25 protein-coding genes are annotated in these 25,573 nt (G+C 68.9%); 10 read left to right on the top strand and 15 right to left on the bottom strand.

Going from position 1 to position 25,573, the window contains the following annotated elements:
• Window positions 1-10 precede the first annotated feature (10 nt).
• Both BDD16_RS08210 and alaC read left to right on the top strand, forming a co-directional pair.
• On the top strand, window positions 11-556 hold the full coding sequence (locus tag BDD16_RS08210; protein ID WP_246332488.1) for a LysE family transporter: 546 nt from the start codon (window positions 11-13) through the stop codon (window positions 554-556).
• A gap of 198 nt (window positions 557-754) precedes the next feature.
• A complete protein-coding gene (gene alaC, locus BDD16_RS08205) occupies window positions 755-1,957 on the top strand; it encodes an alanine transaminase (protein ID WP_179633498.1) in 1,203 nt (400 codons plus the stop codon).
• Here the strand turns inward: alaC and BDD16_RS08200 are convergent.
• Genes BDD16_RS08200 through BDD16_RS08190 form a run of 3 tightly spaced genes read right to left on the bottom strand, consistent with a single transcriptional unit; the run spans window position 1,954 to window position 4,873 of the window.
• A complete protein-coding gene (locus BDD16_RS08200; protein WP_179633497.1) occupies window positions 1,954-3,717 on the bottom strand; it encodes an ABC-three component system protein in 1,764 nt (587 codons plus the stop codon). The genes alaC and BDD16_RS08200 overlap by 4 nt on opposite strands.
• A complete protein-coding gene (locus BDD16_RS08195) occupies window positions 3,714-3,962 on the bottom strand; it encodes an ABC-three component system middle component 6 (protein WP_179633496.1) in 249 nt (82 codons plus the stop codon). The genes BDD16_RS08200 and BDD16_RS08195 overlap by 4 nt, the downstream gene beginning before the upstream one ends.
• A complete protein-coding gene (locus tag BDD16_RS08190; protein WP_179633495.1) occupies window positions 3,959-4,873 on the bottom strand; it encodes an ABC-three component system protein in 915 nt (304 codons plus the stop codon). The genes BDD16_RS08195 and BDD16_RS08190 overlap by 4 nt, the downstream gene beginning before the upstream one ends.
• A 128-nt stretch (window positions 4,874-5,001) precedes the next feature.
• Between BDD16_RS08190 and BDD16_RS08185 the strand changes: the two genes are divergently transcribed.
• Entirely contained in the window at window positions 5,002-7,305 is a 2,304-nt protein-coding gene (locus BDD16_RS08185; RefSeq protein ID WP_179633494.1) for a 2OG-Fe(II) oxygenase, read from the top strand.
• Window positions 7,306-7,315: 10 nt separating this feature from the next.
• Here BDD16_RS08185 and BDD16_RS08180 read toward each other — a convergent pair whose 3' ends face one another.
• The gene (locus BDD16_RS08180) at window positions 7,316-8,092 is read right to left on the bottom strand and encodes a DeoR/GlpR family DNA-binding transcription regulator (RefSeq protein ID WP_179633493.1); all 777 of its coding nucleotides are present in this window, start codon (window positions 8,090-8,092) and stop codon (window positions 7,316-7,318) included.
• 57 nt (window positions 8,093-8,149) lie between these two features.
• Here BDD16_RS08180 and BDD16_RS08175 point away from each other — a divergent pair, with 57 nt between their 5' ends.
• Window positions 8,150-8,551: a DUF4406 domain-containing protein gene (locus tag BDD16_RS08175; RefSeq protein ID WP_179633492.1), complete on the top strand. Its 402-nt coding sequence runs from the start codon at window positions 8,150-8,152 to the stop codon at window positions 8,549-8,551.
• Here BDD16_RS08175 and BDD16_RS08170 read toward each other — a convergent pair whose 3' ends face one another.
• On the bottom strand, window positions 8,552-9,562 hold the full coding sequence (locus BDD16_RS08170; RefSeq protein ID WP_179633491.1) for an LLM class flavin-dependent oxidoreductase: 1,011 nt from the start codon (window positions 9,560-9,562) through the stop codon (window positions 8,552-8,554).
• Window positions 9,563-9,603: 41 nt separating this feature from the next.
• Here BDD16_RS08170 and BDD16_RS08165 point away from each other — a divergent pair, with 41 nt between their 5' ends.
• A complete protein-coding gene (locus BDD16_RS08165; RefSeq protein WP_179633490.1) occupies window positions 9,604-10,245 on the top strand; it encodes a tRNA-uridine aminocarboxypropyltransferase in 642 nt (213 codons plus the stop codon).
• Here the strand turns inward: BDD16_RS08165 and BDD16_RS08160 are convergent.
• Genes BDD16_RS08160 through BDD16_RS08150 form a run of 3 tightly spaced genes read right to left on the bottom strand, consistent with a single transcriptional unit; the run spans window position 10,210 to window position 13,473 of the window.
• Window positions 10,210-11,529, bottom strand: coding sequence for a leucine-rich repeat-containing protein kinase family protein (locus tag BDD16_RS08160; RefSeq protein WP_179633489.1), 1,320 nt, complete (start codon window positions 11,527-11,529; stop codon window positions 10,210-10,212). The two genes, BDD16_RS08165 and BDD16_RS08160, sit on opposite strands and share 36 nt — an antisense overlap.
• An 11-nt stretch (window positions 11,530-11,540) precedes the next feature.
• Complete coding sequence (locus BDD16_RS08155) at window positions 11,541-12,797, bottom strand: YfiM family lipoprotein (protein ID WP_179633488.1); 1,257 nt, start codon at window positions 12,795-12,797, stop codon at window positions 11,541-11,543.
• Window positions 12,798-12,846: 49 nt separating this feature from the next.
• The gene (locus BDD16_RS08150; RefSeq protein ID WP_179633487.1) at window positions 12,847-13,473 is read right to left on the bottom strand and encodes a hypothetical protein; all 627 of its coding nucleotides are present in this window, start codon (window positions 13,471-13,473) and stop codon (window positions 12,847-12,849) included.
• A gap of 199 nt (window positions 13,474-13,672) precedes the next feature.
• Here BDD16_RS08150 and BDD16_RS08145 point away from each other — a divergent pair, with 199 nt between their 5' ends.
• On the top strand, window positions 13,673-15,931 hold the full coding sequence (locus BDD16_RS08145; protein ID WP_179633486.1) for an SNF2-related protein: 2,259 nt from the start codon (window positions 13,673-13,675) through the stop codon (window positions 15,929-15,931).
• A 79-nt stretch (window positions 15,932-16,010) separates the two neighbouring features.
• Window positions 16,011-16,634, top strand: coding sequence for a DUF4126 domain-containing protein (locus BDD16_RS08140; RefSeq protein ID WP_179633485.1), 624 nt, complete (start codon window positions 16,011-16,013; stop codon window positions 16,632-16,634).
• Here BDD16_RS08140 and BDD16_RS08135 read toward each other — a convergent pair.
• From BDD16_RS08135 to argS, 7 genes are all read right to left on the bottom strand, one after another.
• Window positions 16,606-16,857 carry a hypothetical protein gene (locus BDD16_RS08135; RefSeq protein WP_179633484.1) on the bottom strand — a complete coding sequence of 84 codons (252 nt, stop codon included), beginning with the start codon at window positions 16,855-16,857 and terminating at the stop codon, window positions 16,606-16,608. The two genes, BDD16_RS08140 and BDD16_RS08135, sit on opposite strands and share 29 nt — an antisense overlap.
• A gap of 197 nt (window positions 16,858-17,054) precedes the next feature.
• Window positions 17,055-18,644, bottom strand: coding sequence for an RNA polymerase factor sigma-54 (locus BDD16_RS08130; RefSeq protein ID WP_179633483.1), 1,590 nt, complete (start codon window positions 18,642-18,644; stop codon window positions 17,055-17,057).
• Window positions 18,645-18,660: 16 nt separating this feature from the next.
• On the bottom strand, window positions 18,661-19,413 hold the full coding sequence (gene lptB / locus BDD16_RS08125; protein WP_179633482.1) for an LPS export ABC transporter ATP-binding protein: 753 nt from the start codon (window positions 19,411-19,413) through the stop codon (window positions 18,661-18,663).
• A complete protein-coding gene (lptA, locus tag BDD16_RS08120; RefSeq protein ID WP_179633481.1) occupies window positions 19,410-20,018 on the bottom strand; it encodes a lipopolysaccharide transport periplasmic protein LptA in 609 nt (202 codons plus the stop codon). The genes lptB and lptA overlap by 4 nt, the downstream gene beginning before the upstream one ends.
• A 135-nt stretch (window positions 20,019-20,153) precedes the next feature.
• A complete protein-coding gene (locus tag BDD16_RS08115) occupies window positions 20,154-20,822 on the bottom strand; it encodes a thiol:disulfide interchange protein DsbA/DsbL (RefSeq protein ID WP_179633480.1) in 669 nt (222 codons plus the stop codon).
• A gap of 55 nt (window positions 20,823-20,877) precedes the next feature.
• Window positions 20,878-21,528: an SPOR domain-containing protein gene (locus tag BDD16_RS08110; RefSeq protein WP_179633479.1), complete on the bottom strand. Its 651-nt coding sequence runs from the start codon at window positions 21,526-21,528 to the stop codon at window positions 20,878-20,880.
• A 26-nt stretch (window positions 21,529-21,554) separates the two neighbouring features.
• A complete protein-coding gene (gene argS / locus BDD16_RS08105) occupies window positions 21,555-23,246 on the bottom strand; it encodes an arginine--tRNA ligase (protein WP_179633478.1) in 1,692 nt (563 codons plus the stop codon).
• 92 nt (window positions 23,247-23,338) lie between these two features.
• Here argS and BDD16_RS08100 point away from each other — a divergent pair, with 92 nt between their 5' ends.
• From BDD16_RS08100 to BDD16_RS08090, 3 genes are all read left to right on the top strand, one after another.
• Window positions 23,339-24,679 (top strand): serine/threonine protein kinase, encoded by a 1,341-nt coding sequence (locus tag BDD16_RS08100; protein ID WP_179633477.1) that lies wholly within the window; start codon window positions 23,339-23,341, stop codon window positions 24,677-24,679.
• Between the two features lie 107 nt (window positions 24,680-24,786).
• Window positions 24,787-25,062, top strand: coding sequence for a hypothetical protein (locus tag BDD16_RS08095; protein WP_179633476.1), 276 nt, complete (start codon window positions 24,787-24,789; stop codon window positions 25,060-25,062).
• Between the two features lie 58 nt (window positions 25,063-25,120).
• The gene (locus BDD16_RS08090) at window positions 25,121-25,561 is read left to right on the top strand and encodes a CopD family protein (RefSeq protein WP_179633475.1); all 441 of its coding nucleotides are present in this window, start codon (window positions 25,121-25,123) and stop codon (window positions 25,559-25,561) included.
• Window positions 25,562-25,573 lie beyond the last annotated feature (12 nt).

The following is a 25,573-nucleotide window of genomic DNA, read 5'->3' as shown; positions in this document are numbered from 1 at the left end:
CCATCGGTGCATGGATCTGCCTGCGCTCCCCTCGTCACCGCTGTTCCTGCAGTCGCTCTGGATCGGCCTGTCGATTGCCGCGCCGGTCGGTCCGATCGGGCTGCTGACCATCCAGCGCACGCTGGAGCAGGGCACCCGCGCGGGCCTGGCCACCGGACTGGGCGCGGCGGCGGCGGACGCCTGCTACGGCGCGCTCGGCGCGTTCGGCTCGCGGCTGGTGATCGACGCGCTGGCGCAGGCGCGGCCGGTGCTGCTGGGGCTGGGCTGCGCGGTGCTGCTGTGGATGGCATGGTCGCTGTGGCGGGCTTCACCGGCTCCCAACGCTGCGCCACTGCCGGGCGAGACGCAGCTCGGCAAGCTCTTCGCCGGCACCTTCGTGCTGACGCTGTCCAACCCGTCCACCATCTTCTCGTTCATGGCGATCTTCGGCGCGCTCGCCACAGGCAGCGCCGTGCCGGCCGCACCAGGGCCGATGATCGCCGGGGTGTTCTGCGGGTCGGCGCTGTGGTGGCTGGTGCTGTGCGCGGGGGGGGCGCTGGCGGGCCCGGTTCGATGAAACCTGGCGGCGCCGGATCAACCGGGGGGGGCGGCGGTGATGCTGGCGGGGCTGGCGCTGTGGCAGGTGGTGGTGGCGATACAGTGAGCCGCAAATGGGGTGGCTTCCACGCTGGCCGCGCTGCTAACATGGCCCCCGGCTGCCCAGCAGCCAACGTCGCTCGGACGGTTCCGGGCGCTCACGTGAAAGCCACTGCCAATGTCTTCCTCTGCCTCCACTTCGGGCAAGCGCCGCTTTGCGCGCATCGATCGCCTTCCCCCCTACGTCTTCAACATCACGGCCGAGCTGAAGCTCGCCGCGCGCCGCCGTGGCGAGGACATCATCGACCTCAGCATGGGCAACCCCGACGGCGCCACCCCCGCGCACATCGTCGCCAAGCTCACCGAGGTCGCGCAAAGGCCCGACACCCACGGCTACTCGGCCAGCAAGGGCATCCCGCGCCTGCGCCGTGCGATCTCGCATTGGTACAAGGACCGCTATGACGTGGACATCAACCCCGACAGCGAGGCCATCGTCACCATCGGCTCCAAGGAGGGCCTGGCGCACCTGATGCTCGCCACGCTCGACCGCGGTGACACCGTGCTGGTGCCCGACCCGAGCTACCCGATCCACATCTACGGCGCGGTGATCGCGGGCGCCGACATCCGCTCGGTGCCGCTGGTGCCCGGCGTGGACTTCTTCGCCGAGCTGGAGAAGACCATCCGCGGCAGCTACCCGAAGCCGAAGATGATGGTGCTGGGCTTCCCGAGCAACCCGACCGCGCAGTGCGTGGAACTCGATTTCTTCGAGCGGGTGATCGCGCTGGCGAAGAAACACGACATCTTCGTCGTCCACGACCTGGCCTACGCCGACATCTGCTTCGACGGCTGGAAGGCGCCGTCGATCATGCAGGTCAAGGGCGCCAAGGACATCGCGGTCGAGTTCTTCACGCTGAGCAAGAGCTACAACATGGCCGGCTGGCGCATCGGCTTCATGGTCGGCAACCCGGACCTCGTGGCCGCCCTCGCGCGCATCAAGAGCTACCACGACTACGGCACCTTCACGCCGCTGCAGGTCGCTGCCATCGCCGCGCTGGAAGGCGACCAGCAGTGCGTCAAGGACATCGCCGCGACCTACCAGAAGCGCCGCGACGTGCTGGTCAAGGGGCTGCGCGAGGTCGGCTGGGATGTCGAATGCCCGAAGGCGTCGATGTACATCTGGGCGAAGATCCCCGAGCGCTATGCGGCGATGGGCTCGCTGGAATTCGCCAAGCTGCTGATGGAGAAGGCCAAGGTCTGCGTCTCGCCCGGCATCGGCTTCGGCGACCACGGCGATGACCATGTGCGGTTCGCGCTGATCGAGAACGAGGGGCGGATACGGCAGGCGGTGCGCGGCATCAAGGCGATGTTCAAGGCTGACTAATCGAACCGTAGACCAAAGAGGCCGCCGCTGTTGGTGGCATCTGTCAGCCTGACCGGACAAATGAACTCTCCGATGTCGAATCCAGGGCGAAATCCATCCTTGGGCAAGGCATCGGAGTTCATGGTCACGATGTACTGATACCCCACCGCCTTGGCGTGGTCCGCACCCAATTGAAGCGCCTTGGCAATCTGACGCTCATCGACACCGTCAAAAAGATGGCTGTCGTGAACCAGGAATCCTGGACCCATGCCTCGACGAGTCGCCAGGTCGGCCAGCATCAGATCGAAGCAGAAGATCTGCATGTTGGTGATGCCTTTGCTGCGTTGCGAGTCGATCCGCACTTCGACCAAGGGGCCATTGTGCGTGGCACTGATGGTCAGGATGCCGGCCTTCTCGTACAGCGCATTGGACAGGTCTTCAAAAATCAGAACGGCTTCGTCAATCAACTCTCTGCGCTCATGCTGATCCTCTTGAAGGGCCTTGTGCAGCCTCGCCCGCTCGATTTCCAGTTCGGCCTTGGTACTCTCGATGCGCTCAGCGATGACCAGTCGCTGCTTCAAGCCCTCGGCTTCTGCCTCGGCTCGGCTGGCCTCCTCCTGCAGAAGGGCGTAGTGCTCCAAGGCGCCGCCTGACTGGAGAATGCCCATGATCTGCTGGCGTCGAATATCCAGTTGCTCGCGCGTGCGCTCTCGCTCGGTGATCCGCAGTTCTGCCGAACTGATCTCCGCGCCGAGATGGGCTTTGCGGTTCTGCACGATCGCCTGATGAAACAGCTCGATCTCTGCAAAACGCTTGCTGACCGTGTCCGGTAGAACAACTTGGGCTTCCCGGTAAACCCGCTCCAGGCTCGTGACAGCGGGCGGGCTTTCCGTCGTCAGGGAATCCTGTAATTGCAGGATCAGTTCGCGGTCCGAGGTGTTCTCGTCACTGAGCGATGAAATCTGCCGCGTGATGGTCGAAGCCTCCTTCTCCAGTTCTGCGTAGGCCGGCACCACACGGAAAGTCGCCAACTGTTCTTTCATGCGGCGTACACGGGCTTCCGTGATGACCACGCGCGTGCGCAGATCAGCCGCCGAACTGAAATAGCGCCCCAGCACCCCGTCCTTGGCGGCCTTGCGCAGTTCGGCGATGGCTTTTTCCTCGGTGCGCAGTTTCTGGAATTCCTGCGGTATGTGCGCATCAAGGCCCAGCAGGTAGGACACGGCGACCTGCTGATCCCACGCCTGCTGTTTTGCCGCGTGCTGGGTGGGTTGCAGCATGCCTACGCTGTTTTGGCGTCTGGCGAAATAGGAAAAGAGCGATCGGAACGTGGGGCCGAAACGATGGTTGGACTCATCGCTTGAGGTGGACAAACCAAAGAGCACGCGCCCCAGGAAAAGTCGCCACTGGTCATTGCTGAACTGAAATTCCCCTGTCTTGGCATCTCGCTCAGGTTGTACCGGCCAATTCACCACAGGGCCGTCGAGATGAACACGGGACGGCTTGCTGCCGGAACGTCCGATGTTCACAGGGGCATCCCCAATGTCTGCACACATCTCAAACGTCCACGGCGCCAGCGCAGCAGATCGGAAAATGCTGTCCTTGTCCGCGGTGCCCCCCATCAAGAAGTGGATCAGCTCCACCAGACTGGTCTTGCCTGCCCCATTGCGGGACTGGCGATCCGTGGCACCTTCACTCTTGTCCGCCAGCAGGATGTTCAGCCCCGGCTTGAACGTGAGGGACTTGAAGCTGGGAAGGTCACTGGTGATGGTGTAGATCATGGTGCGGCGGCCTTGCGGACAAGTCCCCGGTCGAGGTCAACCGCGCCCACCATGAAAAGCAGATCCAGAGCCAGGATGAACCAGTCGTAGTTGATCGGTGCCGCTTGATGTGTCTCTTTGCGGGCGTTGCGCACCAGATCCCACAGTCGCGAGACGGTCGCAGGTTCGTGCAGGTAGCCGAGGATCTCCCCGCCGACGGTCAGCAAGGCTCGATCAGGCCGGATGTGCTTGGTGGGAAGGATCATGGTGATGGGGTCGGATCTGGTTTGGCATCCTCGAAGATGTCGCAACGCTCGAAGAAATAGGACAGCACGGCGAGGACGGCACCCTGGCGCGCAGGCTCGCCACGCATGCCTCCCGCAAATTCTTGCAAGTCTTCGAAGATTTCATCGGGTGTGTACCCGATGGCCTTGAGTCCACGATAGCGGTTCCTGAACCCCTCGGCGACTTCCTCGCCCAAGCCGGGATCAGGCCACTGAGCAAGGCAGTCTTCAACCAGTCTTTCCCTCAGACGTCCCTGGCACAGCGCTCCTGCCACGTCGCGTGACAGCGCATTGTTTTCGAGCTTGGAAGCAGAGGGGGCCGTTGTCGGAGGGTCGGCGGGCGGCTCCCGCCGGCTGATCAATTTCAAGATGGGGACCAGTTGAGCGAAGCCCAGCCGTTCCAGAGTCTTCTGCGACGGAACGGCACCGAACAGATCTTCAAGCTGGTGCAAGGCGAGCGACATGACCACGTTGCGCATCTCTGCCTCACCAAAGACGCTGGTTCTGATGCCGGGATAGGCTGTTCGCAAGTCCTGCAGCTTCTGAACGGCCTCCGCAGGAAGCCCGCGCACATCGTTGTGAACGAACTCCCAGCGCTGCATCCGTGCTCCCCAGTGCGCAACGGCGCCGTGGAAGTCTTCGTCGATCTTCTTCAGAAGATCGGCCAGCTTCATCGCGTCCGGCGCGTAGCACTGAAAAACCGTTCCATCGCTTGCGCGGAAGCCATCGCACTTCAGATCTCCCAGGGCCCCATAGGGCCGCACAGGCTGGAAGTCTCCAGTGAAGCCATATGTCATCACGCGGGCGAAGAAGCTCTCGAACGCCTTGCCTTTTTCGGTCAAGAACACGTTCTTGAAGTTCAGGCCGTAGCAGTAGCGTTGTGTCGCATCCAATGTGATCCAGCCTGAGCCGCTCCCGTTTTTTCTTTAGTCAGTGATTTTCGTCTTGGTGAGCAAGTGCCTCCAAGCACTTTCGGCCTGCACCAGCAACGGCCCTGCGGCAATCGCCACAATGCCAGGCCATGAACCCCCTGCTCGACCTCCTGCGCCAGCCGTCTACCCCGCGCCCCGCCTCGCCAGACGGCACCCCCGCCCCCGACCGCTTCTGGGCAGAAGGCCGCTTGCCCGCCGGGCACCTGTCGATCGAGGTGGAAGGACTCGGCCCGCTGCCCCAGCCCCTGCCGCCCCCCCAGGCCCAGGCGCTGCACGACCTCAGCGAACCCGCCCAATTCGGCCTGCGCGACCAGACCCTGCTGGACCCCACCGTGCGCCACACCGGCGAGGTCAGCGCCGACCGGCTCAGCCTCGACTGGCAGCCCGGCGCCTTCGCCGCGCTGAAGCAGGCGGTCGCGCAGGCACTCGGCGTGGAGCAACTCGACGCCTGGCTGCACAACATGCTGATCTACGGCCCCGGCCAGTTCTTCAAGCCCCACCAGGACACCGAGAAACACCCCGGCATGGTCGCCACGCTGGTGCTGGTCTGGCCATCACCGCACATCGGCGGCACGCTGCGGGTGCAACTGGGACAGCAGGAAACCGTCCTGTCGTCGCAGCACCTGCAGGCGCAGGACCTCCGCTGGTTCGCGTTCTATGCCGACTGCCGGCACGAGGTGCTGCCGGTGCAGGAGGGCTGGCGTGTCGCCCTGACGTTCGACCTCGTGCTGCCCGCCAAGGCGGCACGCCCGGTGGTGGACGCGGCGTTGCAGACAGCCGTGGAAGGTGCGCTGCGGCAGCAGTTCGGGCTGGACAGCGATGCGCTGAACATGGCCCCGTGGGTGCTGCTGCTCGACCACGAGTACACCGAACACGGCCTGCGCTGGCCGCTGCTCAAGGGCGATGACCGCTGGCGGGTGGCGACGCTGCGCGAGGCGGCCGAGGCGCTCGGGCTGCGCCTGCACCTGGCGCTCGCCGAGTTGCACCAGACCTGGAGCGCAGAGCCCGCACCCCGATCGCGCTGGAGTCGCCACGACGACGACACCCCCGAACCGGGCGAGCTGATCGACGAGTCGCTGTCGCTGGATTTCCGGATCGATCAACAGGACCATGTCGGCCCGCGCGGCAGCCTGGTGATCCGCCGCGGCGACACCACCAGCTTCACCGAAACCGGCCGTGCCCACCTCGTCGAGGAGCAGTACGAAGGCTACATGGGCAACTACGGCGAGACACTGGACTACTGGTACCGCCGCGCTGCGCTGGTGATCCAGTTACCGCAGGCGGCCGAGCGGGACCGCTTCGTGCTCGACTTCGACGGCGCGCTGGCGGACCTGCTGCGGCTGGCCAGATCCTCCTCCGACGCCCCCGCGCTCGCCACCCTCGCCAGCCGTGTGCAGGCCGCTGCCAGCACGCTGGCCGATCGGGTATCGCTCAGGGGCCGCGAGCTGCTCGACGCCTGTGCCGAGATCGCCGCCGTGTTGCCCGACCCGGACGCCGCCACCGCCTTGCTGGCCAGCTTCGACCCGTGCAGCTTCCGGCCAGAGGACGCTGCCGTGCTGGCCCGGCTGCAGCGACAGCGCGGCGCCCTCTGGCTGCGCGGCGTGGTACGGCGCTGGCGCGATCCGCAATCGCGGCGGTTCGCCTCGACGACCGGGTGGTGTGCGCAGTGGGGGGCGTACCTGTCCACGCCGGCACCGTGGCCGACACCACTGTCAGCGTTCACGCAGGCCGCCCTGGACGCGGGCTGGGGCCTGATGCCGCTGGACGACTGGTTCGACGCCTGCCTGGCTGCGCTGACCCGCAACGATCAGGCGAGAGCGAAGGCCAGACCGGCCACCCGGATGCAGCTGCAGCCCGGCCTGCTGCAGGCGGTGAACGAACTGGCGCAGTCCCTCGTGCTGCGGGCGGACGACGGCGTGGAGGATCTGCAGGTGCTGATCGACCATGTGCTCGCACACCCGGGCCTGTATCCCTCCACGCAGCTGGCGCCCTTCGTGCAATCCGTCGGCGCCTTGTCTCGCCAGTGGCCGCAGGACCAGCCCCTGCACGACCGCGTGACCGAGGCGCTGCGCAACGCCCTGGCAGAACCGCTGCGCGACCTGTCGGACCACCGCCTGCACGGCGTGGAGTGGGTCTGCCACTGCAAGGACTGCCTGGGCATGATCCCCTGGGCCGAGTCCGCCAGCGCCGAGCCGCTCGTGCTGGCGATGGCCGAGCAGCGCCGCCGGCATGTCCAGGCACAGTTCGAGGCCGCGGGCGCACCGCTCACCGTGACCACACTCCGGCAAGGTTCTCCCCACAAGCTGGTGCTGCGCAAGCCGGGTGATCTGCAGGAACGTGATCGGGCGGTGCGTGAAGCGTGGGTCCGTGACCTGGCCGCATTGAACCCTTGAAACCCGGACATCACGCCCGCAGCACGTCAATCCCCAAGGCCTGCAACGGCGCCACGGTGGCCTCCGACGTGTCCGCCGCCACCACCAACGTCGCCACCTCCCCCGCCGGCGCGATCACATACGCCGACGCCGCCCCGAGCTTCTCCGGCGACGCCATCACCACTGTCTCGGCTGCACGTTCGTGCAAGGCGCGCTTGATGGCCGCTTCCTCGAAATCCCCCGTGCTCAGCCCCGCCTCGGCGTGGATGCCGGTGACGCCCATGAAGTAGAGGTCGGCGCGGAGGTGGCGCACGGCCTCGATCGTGGTGGCGCCGACCGTGACCATCGAGTGCCTGAACAGCCGGCCGCCGAGCAGGATCACCTCGATGTGCGGGTGGTCGCCGCGCTCGCCGAGTTCGACCGCGATGGTCGGGCTGTGGGTGACGACGGTGGCGCGCAGCTCGGGCGGCAGGGCGCGGGCCAGCGCCGTCGTGGTCGTGCCGCCGTCGAGCAGCACCACCTGTCCCGGCTGGATCAGCGCCGCCGCCCGCCGCGCCAGCGCCTGCTTCGCGTCCGGCGCCACCTGCCGGCGCACCGCCATGTCGCCGATCGCCGCCGACGCCGGCAGCGCGCCGCCATGCACACGCTGCAGCCGCCCCTCGCGCGCGAGTTCGCGCAGGTCGCGGCGGATGGTGTCCTCGGAAATCTGCAGCTCCTCGCTCAGCGCCTTGGCGACGACCTGGCCGTCGCGGGCGAGGCGCTGGAGGATGAGTTGCTGGCGCTGGCGGGTGAGGAGGGTGGTGGACATGGTGCAGCGATGATAGTAGATTGCACGAATATCAACATTTATGCACGAGTTTGCACGATGACAACCACCACCATAGATACCACCAACACCACCGACCGCACGCTGCTGATCCTGATCGCCGGCCCCTACCTCTCCGGCACCGACGGCGACCCGCAGCGCATCGCCGCCAACATGGCGCGCATGGAAGCCACCGCGCTGCCGCTCTACGAGCGCGGGCACCTGGCGATGATCGGGGAGTGGGTGGCGCTGCCGATCATCCACGCGGCCGGCGGGCGCGAACACGGCGACGCGGTGTTCCACCAGTACCAGTACCCGGTGGCGCAGCGGCTGCTGTCGCGCTGCGATGCGGTGCTGCGCATTCCCGGCGAGTCGCGCGGCGCCGATCAGGACGTGGCGCGGGCCCGGGCGCGCGGCCTGCCGGTCTACGAGCGGATCGAGGACGTGCCGGTCAAGGTCTGATCAAGGGCGGACCGCGGGCACCACGTCGGCGGCGCACTGCGCGATCAGCTCGTAGGAGCGCAACCGCGCCGCGTGGTCGTGCGTGGCGCCGGCGATGATGAGTTCGTCCGCCCCCGTACGCTCGACCAGCGCCTGCAGCCCGTCGCGCACCGTCGCGGGCGAGCCGACCACCGCCACCGCCAGCATCCGCTCGACCTGCCGGCGCTCGGCCGGGCTCCACAGGGCATCCATGTTATCCACAGGCGGCGGCAGCGGGCCGCGCTGGTTGCGCACCATGCCGAGGAAGCGCTGCTGGATGGATGTGAATAACTTCTGTGCCTCGGCGTCGGTGTCGGCGGCGATCACGTTGGTGCCGACCATCGCGTAGGGCTGTGGATAACTGGCCGATGGGCGGAAGGTGCTGCGGTAGATGTCGAGTGCCTGCAGCAGCATGTCCGGCGCAAAATGCGAGGCGAAGGCGAACGGACGGCCCATATAAGCGGCCAGTTGCGCCCCGTAGAGCGACGATCCGAGCAGCCAGATCGGCACGTGCGTCCCCGCCCCAGGAATCGCGCGCACGCTCTGGCTCGCGTCCGGTTCGCCGAGGTAGCGCTGCAGTTCCATCACGTCCTGTGGAAAACTGTCCTCGTCGCTGCTGTGCTGGTGGCGGCGCAGCGCACGTGCGGTGGCCTGGTCGGTGCCAGGCGCGCGGCCGAGGCCGAGGTCGATGCGGCCGGGGTAGAGCGTGGCCAGCGTGCCGAACTGTTCCGCCACGACCAGCGGCGCATGGTTTGGCAACATCACGCCGCCGGAGCCGACGCGGATCGTCGAGGTGCCGCCCGCGATGTGCCCGACCAGCACCGCGGTGGCGGAGCAGGCCAGCCCCGCCATGTTGTGGTGTTCCGCGAGCCAGTAGCGGCGGTAGCCCCAGCGTTCGGCGTGCTGCGCCAGGTCGAGGGCGTGGCGCAGCGCGGTGGCGGCATCACTGCCTTCGGCGATGGGGGCGAGGTCGAGGACGGAAACGGCGATCATGGCGGCATCTTCGCGCAATCCGCTCCGTCCCGCTGTCCGCCATGGAACATCCCCGCCGCCCGACTTGTCCACAGTGCGCCCGCCCGCTGCGCACCTGCCTGTGTCGCTGGGTCAGACCTGTGGATAACCTGGTCCGGGTGCTGATCCTGCAGCACCCGCGCGAAGTCGGAGAGGCCAAGGGCAGCGCCGTGCTGCTGCAGCGCAGTCTGGCAAACAGCTGGTTATCCACAGGCGAGCAGTTCGACACCGCGGATCTGGAGACCTTGTTGCACACAGGGAACCGGACCAGCGTGCTGCTGTATCCGGAAGATCCGGGCACCGCCAGAACTGTGGATAACCCAGCGATTCCGGACGAAGCGGAACGTCTGCAGCTGGTCGTGCTGGATGGCACCTGGCGCAAGAGCCGCAAGCTGCTGCACCTGAACCCGGCGTTGCAGCACCTGCCGCGGCTCGCGCTGGCCGAGCCACCGCCCTCGCAGTACGGGACGGTCCGCAAGGCGCACCGGCCGGACCAGTTGTCCACACTGGAAGCCACCTGCCTCGCGCTGGCGCAACTCGAACAGGCTCCGGAGCGCTACGCACCGCTGCTGTCCGCGTTCGGCGGATTCGTCGGCCACCTGGCCGCCACGGCCGAGGCCGGAGCCGCTTCAGCCGAGATCGGCGAGCGCCCCGACGAGGTCTGAGAACAGCGGTCGCCGCGTCACCTGCGGTTGCAGACAGGCATCCCGCAGCACAGCGAGCGGCCCGCAGCAGGCATCCACGGGGTTATCCACAGCCTCCAGCAGCTCTTCCAGCAAACAGCCGAAGGCGCGCACCTCCAGACGCTGCAGTCCCTCGGCCGTGGCGCGGTCGTCCGGGTCGAAGAACGAGGCGGCGCCGAAGTCGCTCAGCAAGACCCGGTCCGTGCCGTTCCACAGGAGGTTGTGGCCATACAGATCGCCGTGCAGCAGACCACGGGCATGCAGATGGGCCACCGCCCCGGCCACGGACCGGATGATTATCAACAACTTGTCCACAGACAGGCTGAATCCGTCCGGATAGACATCCCGGCTGCACGAAGCGAAGCTCGGCGGCCCGGCCAGTGCCTGGAAGGAGGAGTCGAGCAACGGCAACACCAGGCCCGGCACGGGGTCGGCCGGGTTGTGGACAAGTCCCTCCACACCGACCAGACCGGGGTGTCCGGCGGCAGCGATGGTGGCGGCCATCTCGCTGTCCGGCAGACCATCGCTGGTCACCGAACCCTTGAACAGCTTCACCGCCACCGCTGTGGATAACCGCTCGCTTTCTTTCCATGTGGCCTTGTGGATAACTCCGGAGGCTCCTTCGCCGAGCACGTGCTGGAACACCAGGTGTTCCCAGGGAATCCGTGGAAGATCCATGCTGTGGCGCGCATGGGATGGCTTGTGGAAAACCTGGTTGCCGGCCAGCGCCAGCCAGGCCAGTCGCGGCATCGACAGCAGCCAGGGGGGCAGCGCTTCCAGCCGGTTGGCCGCCAGCCGCAGCAGCGCGAGTTCTCCACAGCCGGACAGGTCGGGCAGGGTGGTGAGCCGGTTGCCAGCCAGCATCAGTTTCTCCAGCCGCAGGCACGCACCAAGGGTGTCGGGCAGGGTCTCGACCGCGTTGTCGGTGAGGATCAGCCAGCGCAGCCGAGGGGGCAGCGACTCGGGCGGCACACGGGTGATCCGGTTCGCCTTGAAGCCCACCATCTCCAGTTGTCCACAGCTTCCTAACACCGGAGGCAGCGTGGTGAAGGCATTGTCCGAACAGAAGACCACGCGCAGGCGGTGCAGCCGTGGCAGGTCGTCCGGCAGGGTGGACAGGCGGTTGCCCGTGAGGTTCAGGATCTCGAGCGTGTCGGCGAGATCGAACACCTCGGGCGGCAGTGCGGTCAGGTCGCAGCACAGGTCCAGGCGGCGCGCGCCCGCCAGCGCACCACGGCGCAACGCACGGAGGTTCTCCAGGCTCATGTTCCGGTCTCTCAGCGCAGCAGCGGACGGGAGGCCACGCGGCGCTCGATGTCGGCCTTCATGCGCTCGTAGGCGGGTGCGCCGACACCGCCGTAGGTCGCCTTGAACTCGGCCTCGCTCAGGAATTCAGGCAGGTCGGCCACGCCGGGCATGAAGTCCTCGTCGGTCACGCCCTTCGAGAGTTCGGCCTGCAGCCGCTTCGGATCGTTCGCGGCGATCTGGCCGAAACGGGTGCCGGCGCGGTCGGCCGCGATGTCGTTGAAGCTGAAGCCGCTGCCGCCGCGCGAGTCGGAGATTTCCTTGTACAGCCCGATGGCGTCCGCCAGCCGGCCGCCCCCTTCGGCCGCGAGCACGGCCGAGACCAGGAAGTGCATCGAGAAATCCTCGCGCCCGCGCAACAGCACCGGACGCGGCACGGGCTGGGCCCAGCCACGCGCTTCCTGCACGAAGCGCGACGGGCTCTGGCCGGTGGCATAGAGCGCCAGCGCAATCAGCGCAGTGCGGTTTTCCAAGGCCGCAGCCGCATCGTCGCCACCCGCCGCGGCCGCGCGCACCCGCGCCAGCTCGAACATCGGCGGCAGCAGACCGGCCAGCGGCACGGCCTCGCGCGACAGGCGCACCAGCGGCACCAGCCGGTCGACGTAGGCCCGCAGCCGCTGCTGGTCCGCCGGCGGCAGCATCACGGTGCGCAGGCCCTCCGGCCGCCAGACGTAGTCCAGCACGATCTCGGCCGGCTGCAGCGTGACCTGCTGCACCATGCCCATCACCGTCTGCACCGGCTCGGTGAGCTGGTAATGCGCCAGGCCCTGCACCAGCAGCCAGCGCGCCAGCCCGGTCGGCACCGGCAGGCGGCCGATCTGCAGCTGCTCCAGCACGGGCCAGCCCACGGTCTGGCGCACACGCGCCTCGACGTTCAGCCACTGGCCGAAGGGGCTGTGTGGCACCTGGAGGCTGAACTGCACCCGTGCCGCCTGGTCCTCCAGCACGACGCGGCCAGCCCCGTGCAGCAGCCGCCGGGCGGCGTCGTGCAGCACCAGGTCCAGATCGCGGCCACCGGCGTGGAAGGTGCGCACGGCTTCGCCCTCCTGCGGGTGCTTGCGCGGGTCCGCCGCGCTGAGCAGGTCGCGCACGCGGACGATGTCGGCGGGGGTCATCGCCGAGTCGCGCACGACCAGCGCACGGTCGTGCAGCGCCAGCCAGACGATCAGCACGGCCGACAGCACGAGTGCCGCCACGGTGAGCAGCAGCAGCTTGAGGACAGTTTTCATGATGCGGCGCATCTTAGACGCGCCCGGCGGGTCTGCCGACTCTGCGGGTTCAGGGCAGGCGGTCGTCCGGCAGGTAGATGCGGTCGGAATAGGTGGCCAGCCATTCGGGCCGGAACGCCACGAAGATCGCGGCGACCATGCCCGTCAGGAACGCGTCGCCCCACGCCGCCAGCCAGCGGCCGATCATCTGCTCGCCGGGGTCGAGCCCCGGGGTGCCGCCGTGCAGCCACATCGACAATGCGCCGCTCAGCACCATGCTGCAGGCCGTGACGAGGAAGCCCCGGCCAAGGATGTAGACGAACAGGTGGTGCGGGAGCCAGCGCCGCACCGCCGCGCCCAGACCCAGCGCCAGCGTCGCAGGCATGACACCGAGCCAGACCAGCCGGTGCAGCGCCTCGGCCGTGTCCAGACCGGCCATCAGCGCGGTGATCCCGGCGACCGGCACCATCGCCAGCACCGCCATCGGCCAGCCCGTGAGCAGCATCAGCAGCACCGCGCCGGACAGCGGCTGCACGACGGCCATCGCCACATAGCGGTCGGTGCCCCAGAACAGCGGCATCGCCGACCACCAGGCCAGCCACGCCCACGGCGGCCCCTCGGCCCGCGCCGCGCGCCAGGGCCGCAGCGCCAGGGCCACCACGAGTGCCGCCAGGGCGAGCAGGAGATCCAGGGTCATCCCGTCATCCTAGCCGGCCCCCTGCCGGGTCGGGATGACGGTGGTCAAGTCCGGCGGGTCGCCCGGACTCCGCACTCGGACACGAATGGAACCGAAACGGTCCGGCGATGCCGACATCCAGTGCAGAGGCGGCGGCCATACCAGCTACAGTCCCGGGCAAATTCCAGGACTTCGAATCACGGCCGGCATTGCCCTCCCCATGGCGTCAACTTCCTCCCCCCGCAAGACCCCCTCTGCCCGCAAGCGCGCAGCCCCCCGACCGACCGCGTCCGACCTCGCCGAGGCACCGGTGACGGCCCTGCCCGACACGGCCACCGAGCCCCCCCCCGCAGCGGCACCGGCCCGCAAGCGCGCACCGCGCAAGACCCCCGTCCGCGCCGCAGCGCAGACGCCGGAAACCGACGTGCCCCCGGTGGTGGTGGTGGCTGCGCCAGTCGAGCCAGTCGAAGTGGCGGCCCCTGCACCAGCCCCGGCAGAACCCGCCGTAGCCGCCCCCGCCAGGAAGACCGCACGCCGCACCCCCGCACGCAAGAAGGCCGCTGCGCCGGTCGTGCAAACCGAAGCCGAAGCGGCGGCACCCGCGCCAGCGCAGGACGCGGCCCCCGCCTCCGGACCAGTGGCAGCACCGGTGTCCGCGCTGGAACCGCTTGCTGAACCGGCACCCGAGATCGAGCCCGCCCCGGTGGCAGCGCCCGCGCCCGTGCCGGAACCCGCGCCGGTGCCCGCCGCCGAGCCCCTCCCCGCCGTGGAAACGCCCGCCCCGCCGCCGCCGGACCTGCGTCCGCCGCACAGCAGCGTGACGCTGCTGCCGGGCGTGCGCCAGCAGTTGCACTGGGTGGCCGGCCGCGGGTGTCCGCCGGACCTCGATGCCGCCGCGCAGGCGCTGGGCATGCCCACCGACGCCGCCCCGCTGGTCAACGACCTGGCGCTGGTGGATCTGGTGCGGCTGGCCCGCGAACGGCGCCACACCCTGCAGGTGGACGAGGCCGTGTGGGACTGGCTGGCCCAGGCCCGCGACATGCGTTCCCGCGTGGCGCACCTGGAGCGTGGTCACCCGGCCGGCCCTCTCAGCCCCGCGCTGGCCGCGCTGGTGACCGGCACGCTGCGCCCCTACCAGGCCGAAGGCGCGCTCTACGCGGCCTGCGCCGGCCGCAGCCTGCTGGCCGATGACGCCGGTCTCGGCAAGACCGTGCAGGCCATCGCGGCCCTGCGGCTGATCGGCCAGAGCTTCGGCGCAGCGCGGGCACTGGTGCTGTGCCCGCCCGAGCGGCTGGCGCACTGGCGCGAGCAGTGGCAGCAGTGGACCGGCACCGCCGCTGTCACGCTGGACACGCTGTCCGCCACCGACACCGACACCGATACCGACGCCCCGATCACCGCCGTGATCGCCGATCTGGGCAGCCTCGCGGGCGACCTCGACCGCCTGCGGGCATTCGACGCCGACGTGGTGGTCATCGACGAGTCCGTCGACGCGAGCGCCTCCCCGTGGGCCAGCCCGGACAGCGCGGCCCGGCTGCAAGGGCTCGCCGGCACCCCCTGGGCCCTCGTGCTCGCACGCGCGCCGCTGGAAAGCCGCCCGGACGCGTGGCAGGCCATGCTCGACTGGATCGATGGCAGCCGTTTTGGCGCCGTCGCCGCCCTGCAGGGAGGACACATCGACGCGCTGGCGCCGTGGATGCTGCGCCGCTCGCGCACCTTCGTGCTGCGGCAGCTGCCCGAGACGGTCGAGCAGACCACCCGGGTCACGCTGCCGCCGGAACAGCGCACCACCCACGACACGCTGCTGGGCCAGGTGCGCCGCAGCGTGCAGCGCTGGCAGCGCAGCCAGTTCCTCGGCAGCAGCGAGCAGCGCCAGCTGCTGCACACGCTGCACACGCTGCGCCAGTGTGGCCAGGACGGCAAGATCGACGCCGCCCTGCAGGCCATCGACACGGCCCTGTGCACGCCCGAGACCAAGGTGGTCGTGTTCAGCCAGTGGCCGGGCGCGCTCGACGCGCTGGACACGGCCCTGCAGGCGCGCGGCACCACCGTCCGCCGCCTCGGCCCCGAGCTGGTCGGCGACGCCCGGCGTGCGCTGATCGGCGAGTTCCAGCAGGCCCCGGAGCTGCGCGTGCTGCTGTGCAACGACGACGACCGCGGTGGCCAGCTCGGCCTGCGCCACGCCGCCACGGCGATCGTCCACCTCGACCGCCCATGGAACCCGGCACTGCTGGTGCAGCGCCTGAGCCGCGTGCACCGCACGGACCGGGTGCGGCTGGTGGCCGTCCACCATGTGCTGGTGGACGACAGCATCGAGTCGCGCCTGGTGCACGCCCAGCAGGACGACGCCGGACACGCCCGCTTCGTCGGGCTGGTCGAGGGGCCGAACGCCGACGTCTTCCTCGAAGGCCCTCGGCTGGCGCGGTTCATGGGCGCACTCGCTGCGCTGGTCGATCCGGCGGTCCTGAAGCCGGACTGAGCAAGAGGCACCGGGGGCCGCACACGCAGCGGCCCCCGGCTACCATCGCGGTGATGTCCCACACCACAGGAGCGCGGTCATGGCCCTGCCGCTCGGCACACCGGAGCTGATGTCGATCGCCGCCACGCTGGGCTGGGCCAGCGGGCTGCGGCTGTACGCCGTGCTCTTCTGCACCGGGCTGGCCGGTTACCTGGGCTGGATACCGCTGCCGGGCGGGCTGCTCTGGCTGCAGCAGCCGGTGGTGCTGGGCGCGAGCGGGCTGATGCTGTCGGCCGAGTTCTTCGCCGACAAGATCCCCGGCTTCGACTCCTTCTGGGACCTGCTGCACACCTTCGTGCGCATCCCGGCGGGTGCAGCGCTGGCGGCGGCGGTCTTCGGTGGCGACGAGGGCAGCTGGTCGATGGCCGCGGCCGTGCTCGGCGGCTCGCTGGCGGCCACCGCCCATGTGGCCAAGACGACGACACGGGCGGCGGTCAACACCTCGCCCGAACCGTTCAGCAACTGGGGACTGTCACTCGCCGGGGACGCTGCGGTGCCGGCGATGCTGTGGCTGTCGTGGGTCCAGCCCCTGTGGGCCGCGGTCGGGCTCGGCGTGGCCGTGGTGGTGATGCTGGGGCTGACCTTCTGGCTGCTGCGCCACGTGCGGGCGCTGCTGCGGGGGCTGGTGCAGCGCTTCAGCGGCGCGTCGACAGCGCTGGACTGATGGCCGCCGCCGCCCGCAGCGGTGGCAGCGGCGTCTGGGTCATCAGGAACTGCTCGGCGAGCCGGCCCAGTTCCGCGCTGCCGCAGGCCCGGCACAGGCTGAGCACCGCGCGGGCGTATTCGGGCGGGCCGAGCATCAGGTTGATGTCCACATCCTCGCCCATCTCGTGCATGAGCAGATCGTGGATACGGCTGGCGATCTGGTGGCGGACTGGGTCGTGCATGGCGGGTCTCCTGGGTTCACCCCCAGTCCATTGCACGGGCCGTGCCGGCCAGATTGCAAATTCGATCACGCCATCGGAGCGCCCCGCCATGACCGCGCACCAAGGCCTGTCGGGGTAACTACCGGGCCGCGCCCGCAGCCATGCGCGGCACCGCCGCAGGCTGCCCCGAAATGGTGCGACCGCGGCAACCCGGTTGTTCAGATCGCCTTGCGCAGATTGGCCGGCGCGATCTTGAGCGCCTCGCGGTACTTGGCCACCGTGCGGCGCGCGACCTGGATGCCTTGCTCCTCCAGCATCGTGCTGAGCTGGCTGTCGGAGAGCGGCTTCTTCTGGTCCTCGGCGGCCACGAACTGCTTGATCAGCGCCCGCACCGCCGTGCTCGACGCATTGCCGCCCGCCTCGGTGTTCAGCGACGACCCGAAGAAATACTTCAGCTCGAAGGTGCCAAAGGGCGTGTTCATGTACTTGGCGGTGGTCACGCGCGAGATGGTGGACTCGTGCAGACCCAGCTCGTCGGCGATCTCGCGCAGCACCAGCGGCTTCATCGCGATCTCGCCGTGGGTGAAGAAGCCCTTCTGGCGCTCGACAATGGCCTGCGAGACCCGCTGGATGGTGTCGAAGCGCTGCAGGATGTTCTTGACGAACCAGCGCGCCTCCTGCAACCGCACCGCCAGCGTCGCGCCGCCCTCGTCGCCGGTGCGCTGGCTGCGGTGCTGGCGCAGGACCTGGGCGTAGAGGTCGTTGATGCGCAGCTTGGGCATCACGTCCGGGTTGAGCACGACACGCCAGCCGCGGCCCGCCTTCTGCACGATCACGTCCGGCACGACGATGTTGGCCTCGGCGCGGGCAAAGCGACGGCCGGGCTTGGGCTCCAGCGTCAGGATGAGCGTCTGCGCGTCGCGGATGTCGTCCTCGTCGGCGCCAGTGGCGGCCATGAGCTTCTTCATGTCGCGCCGGGCGAGCAGCTCCAGATGGCCCTGGCAGATCAGGATGGCCACGCGCTGCGCCTCGGTGCGGTCGCACTCGCGCAGCTGCAGCACCAGGCATTCGCCCAGGTCGCGGGCGCCGACGCCGCAGGGCTCCAGGTTCTGCAGCCAGCCCAGCGCGCAGCGCAGCTGGTCGATCAGCTCCTCGCGCAGCGTGGCGGCTTCCTCGTCGCCAGGCGTGTCGCCGATCGACAGCTCGATGGCCAGCCGCTCGGCGATGTCCTCCAGCGGGTCGGCCAGGTAGCCGTCCTCGTTGAGCGAGTCGATCAGGGCCTCGACCAGCAGCATGTCCTCGCCCGCCAGCCGCATGCCGAGCAGCTGGCCGCGCAGGTGGTCGTTGAGGCTTTCGGTGAGGCTGGAGCGCTCGCTCCAGTCACCGTCCTCGTCCTCGACGGCGTTGCTGCGCGCGCCGGACACGTCGGAGAGGCTGTCGTAGTCCTCGCGCTCGCTGCCGGAGTCCCAGTCGTTGCTGTCGCTGGCGCTGCTGTTGAAGTCCAGCTGGTCCACGCCGGGCGTTTCGGCCTCGGACGCCGGGCTGGTCGCCGCGGCCGGGGTGTCGCCGCCATCCCAGTCGTCGGTGGCCCCGGGGCTGCGCTCGGGCGGGGCCAGGGTGGTGTCGGCCATGGGCCGGTCCTGGGCGACCCCCTCTTCGTCGACTTCCAGGAACGGATTCGCTTCGAGCATCTGCTCGACTTCCTGGTGCAGCTCCAGCGTCGAGAGCTGCAGCAACCGGATCGATTGCTGCAGTTGTGGCGTCAGCGCCAGGTGCTGCGAGAGGCGGACCTGCAGGGAAGGTTTCATGGGATGGGGACCAAAATCACATGCGGAAATGTTCGCCGAGGTAGACCTTGCGCACGTCCGGGTTGTCGACGATGGCCGCCGGCGTCCCTTCGGCCAGCACACGGCCCTCGCTGATGATGTAGGCGCGGTCGCAGATGCCCAGCGTCTCGCGCACGTTGTGGTCGGTGATCAGCACGCCGATGCCGCGCGCCTTCAGGAAACCGATGATGCGCTGGATCTCGATCACCGCAATCGGATCAACCCCGGCAAAGGGCTCGTCCAGCAGGATGAAACGCGGCTGCGTGGCCAGCGCCCGGGCGATCTCCACCCGCCGGCGCTCGCCGCCCGAGAGGGCAGGGGCGGGGCTGGCGCGCAGCCGATCGATCGACAGGTCGTGGAGCAGGCCGTCCAGCAGCGACTCGATGCGTGCGGTGCCGAGCGGGCGGCCGTTCTCGTCGTGCTGCAGCTCCAGCACGGCGCGGATGTTCTCCTCGACCGTGAGACGCCGGAAGATCGAGGCCTCCTGCGGCAGGTAGGACAGCCCGAGCCGCGCCCGCTGGTGGATCGGCAGGCGCTGCACCTCGGCGCCATCGATGCGGATGCTGCCCGCGTCGGCCCGCACCAGCCCGACCAGCATGTAGAAGCTGGTGGTCTTGCCCGCGCCGTTCGGACCGAGCAGACCGACCACCTCGCCGCTGCGCACCGAGAGGTGGACGTCCTTGACGACCAGCCGGGCGCCGTAGCGCTTCTGCAGGCCCTCGGCCTCCAGGCAACTGCGGGTGTCGGTCAACGCGGAACCTCCGGGCTGGCGGCCTCGGGCGCCGGACTGGCGGACTTGCGCGGCGTCACCACGCCCTTGACGCGCCCGCCACCCGCTGCCGTCGCGGCCGCGCCAGCCGCACCACCGCCCTGCACCTCGAACACGTCGCGGGCATGGTTGTAGACGATGGTCTGGCCGGTGACCTGGTCCGCCGGCGCCCCGCCGCGCAGCACCCGCACCTGCGCCTGGTCGATGAAGCGCACGGTCTCGGTGACGGTGTCGTACTCGATGCGCCGGGCCTGGCCTTCGACGACCTCGTCCAGCCCTTCGCGCTTCTGGCGGAAGGTGGCGAGCTGGCCGTCGGCACCGGTCGCCGTGGCGAACTGGCCCTGGGCGGTTTCCCTCAGCTCGATCTGCGCAGCCTTGAGCACCAGCGTGCCGCGGGTGATCTCGACGCCGCCACTGAGCGTGCGGATCTTGCGCTTGCCGTCCAGCACCATGCGCCCCGCGTCAAACGCAAGCGCCTGCTCGCTGTCGGCCTTCTCCGCACGCACCGGCAGGCCGGACACCGCCAGCAGGGCAGCCAGCAGCAGGGCGGAATGTCGGGACAACAGCACGGAAACGGCAGGCAGCATGGAACACGGTCCCCGGAAAGCCCTGGGGTCAAGGCATGGAAATTGCATTGATTCTAGCCAGAAGCGACCGGGCCCGCGACATCTTCTGTCGCGGGCCCGGGGCATGGCGCGGTGCGGGGAATTCTTCAGGCGCGATCAGACGCCTTTGCGCGAGCGGGCGATGAGCTGGTCCGTCAGCGCCAGTGCGCGGACCTGTCCTTCGAGCTCGGGCGTGTTGTCACCGCCAGCGAGCGAAGGGGAGGTGTAATAACGGCCATGGATGCCGAGCGCCGGCACGCCATCGATCTTGTAGGCCTCGGAGAGCAGCTTGCTCTGGCGGACCTTGCTCTGCATGCCGAAGGAGTTGTACATCTCGGTGAACTTGGCCCGGTCGGCCCCGTTCTGCACCGCGAACTCGATCAGCGCCTCGGGCTTGTCGAGTTTCTGGCCCTGCTGGTGGATCGCGTAGAAGACCTTGCGGTGGATCTGCTCGACCAGCCCGAGCGCCTCCAGCGTCGCGTAGAAGCGCTGCTGCGGCTCGAAGTTGGGCCGGAACCCCACGTGCATGCGCTTGAAGGCCACATCGGCAGGCAGCTTCCTGATCCAGGCTTCCAGCGTCGGCTCGAAGGCGTTGCAGTGCGGGCAGCCATACCAGAAGAACTCGATCACCTCGATCTTGCCCGCAGGCGCCGAGACCGGAACCGCGGTGGACAGGCGGACGAAGTGCTTGCCTTCCTGGAACGCACCCTGGGCCGAGACGAGGGGGCTGGCCCCGGACAGCGCGAGGGCGGCAGTGCTGCCCACGACAAACTCACGACGCTTCATGCAATGTTTCCTTTCGATGATCACGGCGGATCAGAGTGGGTCCGTGCAGCAAGGTTCAACGCGGCACGCGCACCAGCGCCGCTTCGCCATAACCGGACGCCGTCGTCTGGTCGCGCATCCGCTCTGCATCCTCACGCGTCTCGAATGGCCCCAGGCGCACACGGTACATCAGGCGCCCGGCCTGCTCGCGTTCGGTGATGCGGGCTTTCAGGCCCCCCATCGCCAGCTTGGCGCGCTGCTGCTCGGCGTCGTCGGTGCTGACGTACGCCCCGACCTGCACGAAATACACGAACGCGTCAGCCCCCGGTCTGGCTGACGCACTCGCCGCCGTGGCGGCTGTCGCCGATGCGCGCGCAGCCGCTGCACTGGGCGCCGGAACCACGGCAGCGGCCGCATTCGCGACGGCACTGGCCACACGCTCCTGGGCTGCGGCCGCAGTGCCGTTGCCGCTGTCGGTGCGCGCCGGACCGGGGGCGGGCCTGGCCGGGTTCTTGCCGTGCAACGGCGAGTTCGGGTCCCAGTGCCTGTTCTTCTCGATCTCGGCCGCGTCCTGCTCGGCGGTGCGCTGGGGCACCTTGTCCATGAAGGGAATCGGCGCCTTGGTCACATAGAGCGCCACACCCAGCGCCAGCACGAGGCCGACCAGCAGCCCCACGACCACGCCGACGCCGAAGCCACCGCGCTGTGTCTTGCCATTCGATGCCATCGAGAACCTCCTGATCCGGCGACCGGTCACATCTTGCTCGGCGCGCTCACGCCGAGGACGGCCAGCGCGTTGCGCAGCACCTGCGCGGTGGCCTGCAGCAGCGCCATGCGGGCGGGCATCGCCGCGGCGTCGCCGTCGAGGAAGCGCACCGCTGCGTAGTAGCTGTGGTACGCCGAGGCCACGTCGCGCAGGTAGAACGCCACGTCGTGCGGCGCCAGATCGGCCGCCGCCCGGCCGAGCATCTCCGGATACTCGGCCAGCTTGTTCATCAGCGCCACTTCGGTGGGCGCCACCAGACCGGATAAGTCCGCCGCTGCCAGCGCCGCCGCGGACACGTCGCCCCGGTGCTCCTCGGCGTACTTCGCCAGCACCGAGCAGATGCGCGCGTGGGCGTACTGCACGTAGAACACCGGGTTCTCGTCGTTGGCCTGCAGCGCGAGGTCCACGTCGAAGATGAACTCGGTGTCGGCCTTGCGGCTGATGAGGAAGAAGCGCACCGCGTCGCGGCTGGTCCAGTCGATCAGGTCGCGCAGGGTCACGTAGCTGCCGGCGCGCTTGGAGATCTTGACCTCCTCGCCGCCCTTCATCACGGTGACCATCTTGTGCAGCACGTAGTCGGGGAAGCCCGCCGGGATGCCGACACCGGCCGCCTGCAGGCCGGCGCGCACGCGGGCGATGGTGCCGTGGTGGTCGCTGCCCTGGACGTTGACGACCTTGTCGAAGCCGCGCTGCCACTTGTGGATGTGGTACGCCACGTCCGGCACGAAGTAGGTGAACGTGCCGTCGGACTTGCGCATCACGCGGTCCTTGTCGTCGCCGTAGTCGGTCGAGCGCAGCCAGAGCGCGCCGCCGTCCTCGAAGGTCTTGCCGGCGTCGACCAGCTTCTGCACCGCCTCGGCGACACGGCCGCTGCTGTACAGGCCGGACTCCAGGTAGTAGTGGTCGAAGCGCACGCCGAAGGCCCGCAGGTCCAGGTCCTGTTCGTGGCGCAGGTAGGCGACGGCGAACTGGCGGATGCTGTCGAGGTCGGCCGGATCGCCCGAGGCGGTGTATTCGCGGTCGTCGGCCCGGACGGTGGCCTGCTGGCGGAAGGCGTCGGCGATGTCGGCGATGTACTCGCCGTTGTAGGCCGACTCGGGCCAGCCGGCGTCGCCCGGCTTGAGGCCGTTCAGGCGGCACTGGGTCGAGGTGGCCAGGGTGCCGATCTGCACGCCGGCATCGTTGTAGTAGAACTCGCGGTGGACCTGCCAGCCCTGGGTGGCGTAGAGGTTGCACAGCGCGTCGCCGAGTGCGCCTTGCCGGCCGTGGCCGACGTGCAGCGGGCCGGTCGGGTTGGCCGAGACGAACTCCACCATCACCTTGCGGCCATTGTCCGGGCGCACGCCGAAATGCCCGGCCTCGGCCAGCACCTGCGCGACCACCTGCTGGCGGGCGGCGGGCTTGAGGCGGATGTTGATGAAGCCGGGACCGGCGATCTCCATCGACTCGACCCACTGCTGCGCCGCGGGGCGGGCCTGCAGGGCCGCGATCAGCGCCTGCGCGAGCGCGCGCGGGTTCTGCTTCAGCGGACGGGCGAGCTGCATCGCCAGCGTGCAGGCGAGGTCGCCGTGGGCGGCCTGCTTGGGGTTCTCGAAGGCAGGCTCGACCGCCGCACCGGGCGCGATCTCGGCCAGCGCGTCGCCGAGCGCGGCGAGGAGTTGCTCTTTGGCTTGAATCATGCGGGGATTCTACGGGGCAGGTCGGCGCGCAATCCGCACTTGCCCCGGCAGCCCGGGAGTGAAAAGATCGGCGATTGCCCTCTGAACCCCCCATGATCGACTGCACCGCACCGGTTCTGCCCCAGCGCATCGGCAAGTACCGCGTCATCCGTCGCCTCGGCGAAGGCACGACGAGCGAGGTCTTCCTGTGCCATGACGAGTTCAACGACCGCCCCGTCGCGGTCAAGCAGGTGCGCGCCAGCGTGCTGAGCGACACCAACGACGGCCACATGTTCTCGCGCTTCTTCGCCTCGGAGGCGGCGCTGGCGGGCCGGCTGCACCACCCCAACGTGGTCGAGATCTTCGACGCCGTGCCCGACCCGGTCGCCCCCTACGTGGTGATGGAGTACGTGCCCGGCACGACGCTGCGCGCCTTCTGCCAGCCTGGCCACCTGCTGCCGCTGGAGCAGATCGTGGAAATCGGCTTCAAGTGCGCGATGGCGCTGGGCTACTGCTACCGGCAGGGCCTCGTCCACCGTGACGTCAAGCCCGCCAACATCCTGACCCTGACGCAGGGTCACAGCACCGAGATCCACGACATCAAGCTGACCGACTTCGGCAGCGCGCTCAACCTGACCTCGGATGCCACGCAGGTGCACCGCGTCGGCTCGCTGGCCTACATGTCGCCCGAACAGCTCGATGGCAGCGAGCTGGACGCACGGGCCGATGTCTACGGGCTGGGTGCCGTGCTCTACCACCTGGTCGCCGGGCGTGCACCGTTCGAGGCGACCAGCCAGGCCAGCCTGATGCACCAGATCTGCCACCTCCAGGCGCCGAGCCTGGTGGGCCTGCGCACGGGGGTCACGCCGGCGCTGGACCAGGTGATCCAGCGCTGCCTGGCCAAGCGCGCCGACGACCGCTATGTCTCGTGGGACGCCGTGGGCGAGGCGCTGTCGCAGCTCATCACCATGCACCACGTGCCGCGCGGCACCTCGCAGGGCGTGCTCGACTCGGAGCGCTTCACGCTGCTGCGCACGCTGGACTTCTTCACCGCCTTCGGCGACGTGGCGCTGTGGGAGGTCGTGCACCGGGCGCGCTGGCAGCGCTTTCCGGTCGGCCATGCGCTCTACAACCGCGGCGAGGAGGGGCGCACCTTCCACATCATCGCCAGCGGCGCGGTCGAGGTCTACCGCGACGCCCGCCGTGTCGCGCAGCTCGGCGCCGGCACCTCGGTCGGCGAGATGGCCTACCTCGCGCCCAACCCGGAGCTGCGCCGCCACAGCACCGACATCGTCGTCACCGAGTCCGCCACCGCGATTTCCTTCACCCCGGAAACGCTGGCCCGGCTGAGCCCGCAGACCCGCCACCTGTTCGACGAGGCCTTCATCCGCGTGCTGGTGCGCCGCCTGCACGCCGCGCACGAGGCGCTGGCCCATCCGCGGCGCATCCTCTGAACCAGTTCCGAGCCCGGCTTCAGGGTCAACGTCAACGCCGTGACCGGCCATGGCGTTGGACAATGGCCCTTCGCTCAACTCCACTTTGCTCTGGACGGAACTGCCCCATGAACAAGCTCATCACCGTGATTGCCCTGGCGCTGGCCAGCCTGTCCTCCACCGCCTACGCCGCCAATGCCGCCTGCGAAGCCAAGGCCGGGGAAAAGAAGCTGGCAGGTGCCGCCAAGAACAGCTTCATGAAGAAATGCGAGCGCGAAGCCGGTGGCGGTGGCGGTGGCGACGCGCAAGCCGCCTGCGACGCCAAGGCCGCCGAGAAGAAGCTGGCGGGTGCCGCCAAGAACAGCTTCGTCAAGAAGTGCGTGAAGGACGCCGCCGCGGGCTGATCCCCCCACGACCGATGTGCCGGCCACGCCCGGGTCGGGCGGTCCTTATCATGCCGCCATGGACACGCTCTATCTCGGGGTCAAGACCCTGCACATCATCTTCATCGCCAGCTGGTTTGCCGGGCTGTTCTACCTGCCCCGCATTCTGGTCAACCTGGCGATGGTCGCGCCCGACAGCCACGCCGAGCGCGAGCGCCTGCTGCTGATGGCGCGCAAGCTGCAGCGTTTCGCCACGCTGCTGATGGTGGTCGCGCTCGCCAGCGGCCTGTGGCTGTGGCTGGGCTACAGCGTGTGGCGCGGACCCGGCAACGGCTGGCTGCACGCCAAGCTGGCGCTGGTCGTGGCCGTGATCGGCTTCCACCACGTCAACGCGCGCCTGCTGCGCCAGTTCGAGCACGCCGCCAACCGGCGCAGCCATGTCTGGTTCCGCGTCTACAACGAGGTGTCGGTGCTGCTGTTCGCGGCCATCGTCACCCTGGTGGTGTTCAAGCCGTTCTGACGCATCGGTCTG

The organism is Sphaerotilus montanus (assembly GCF_013410775.1).
In the GTDB taxonomy this organism is placed as follows: Bacteria; Pseudomonadota; Gammaproteobacteria; order Burkholderiales; family Burkholderiaceae_C; genus Sphaerotilus; species Sphaerotilus montanus.
Note: the sequence above shows the minus strand (reverse complement) of the source record. Positions and strands in the feature narration are given on the sequence as shown.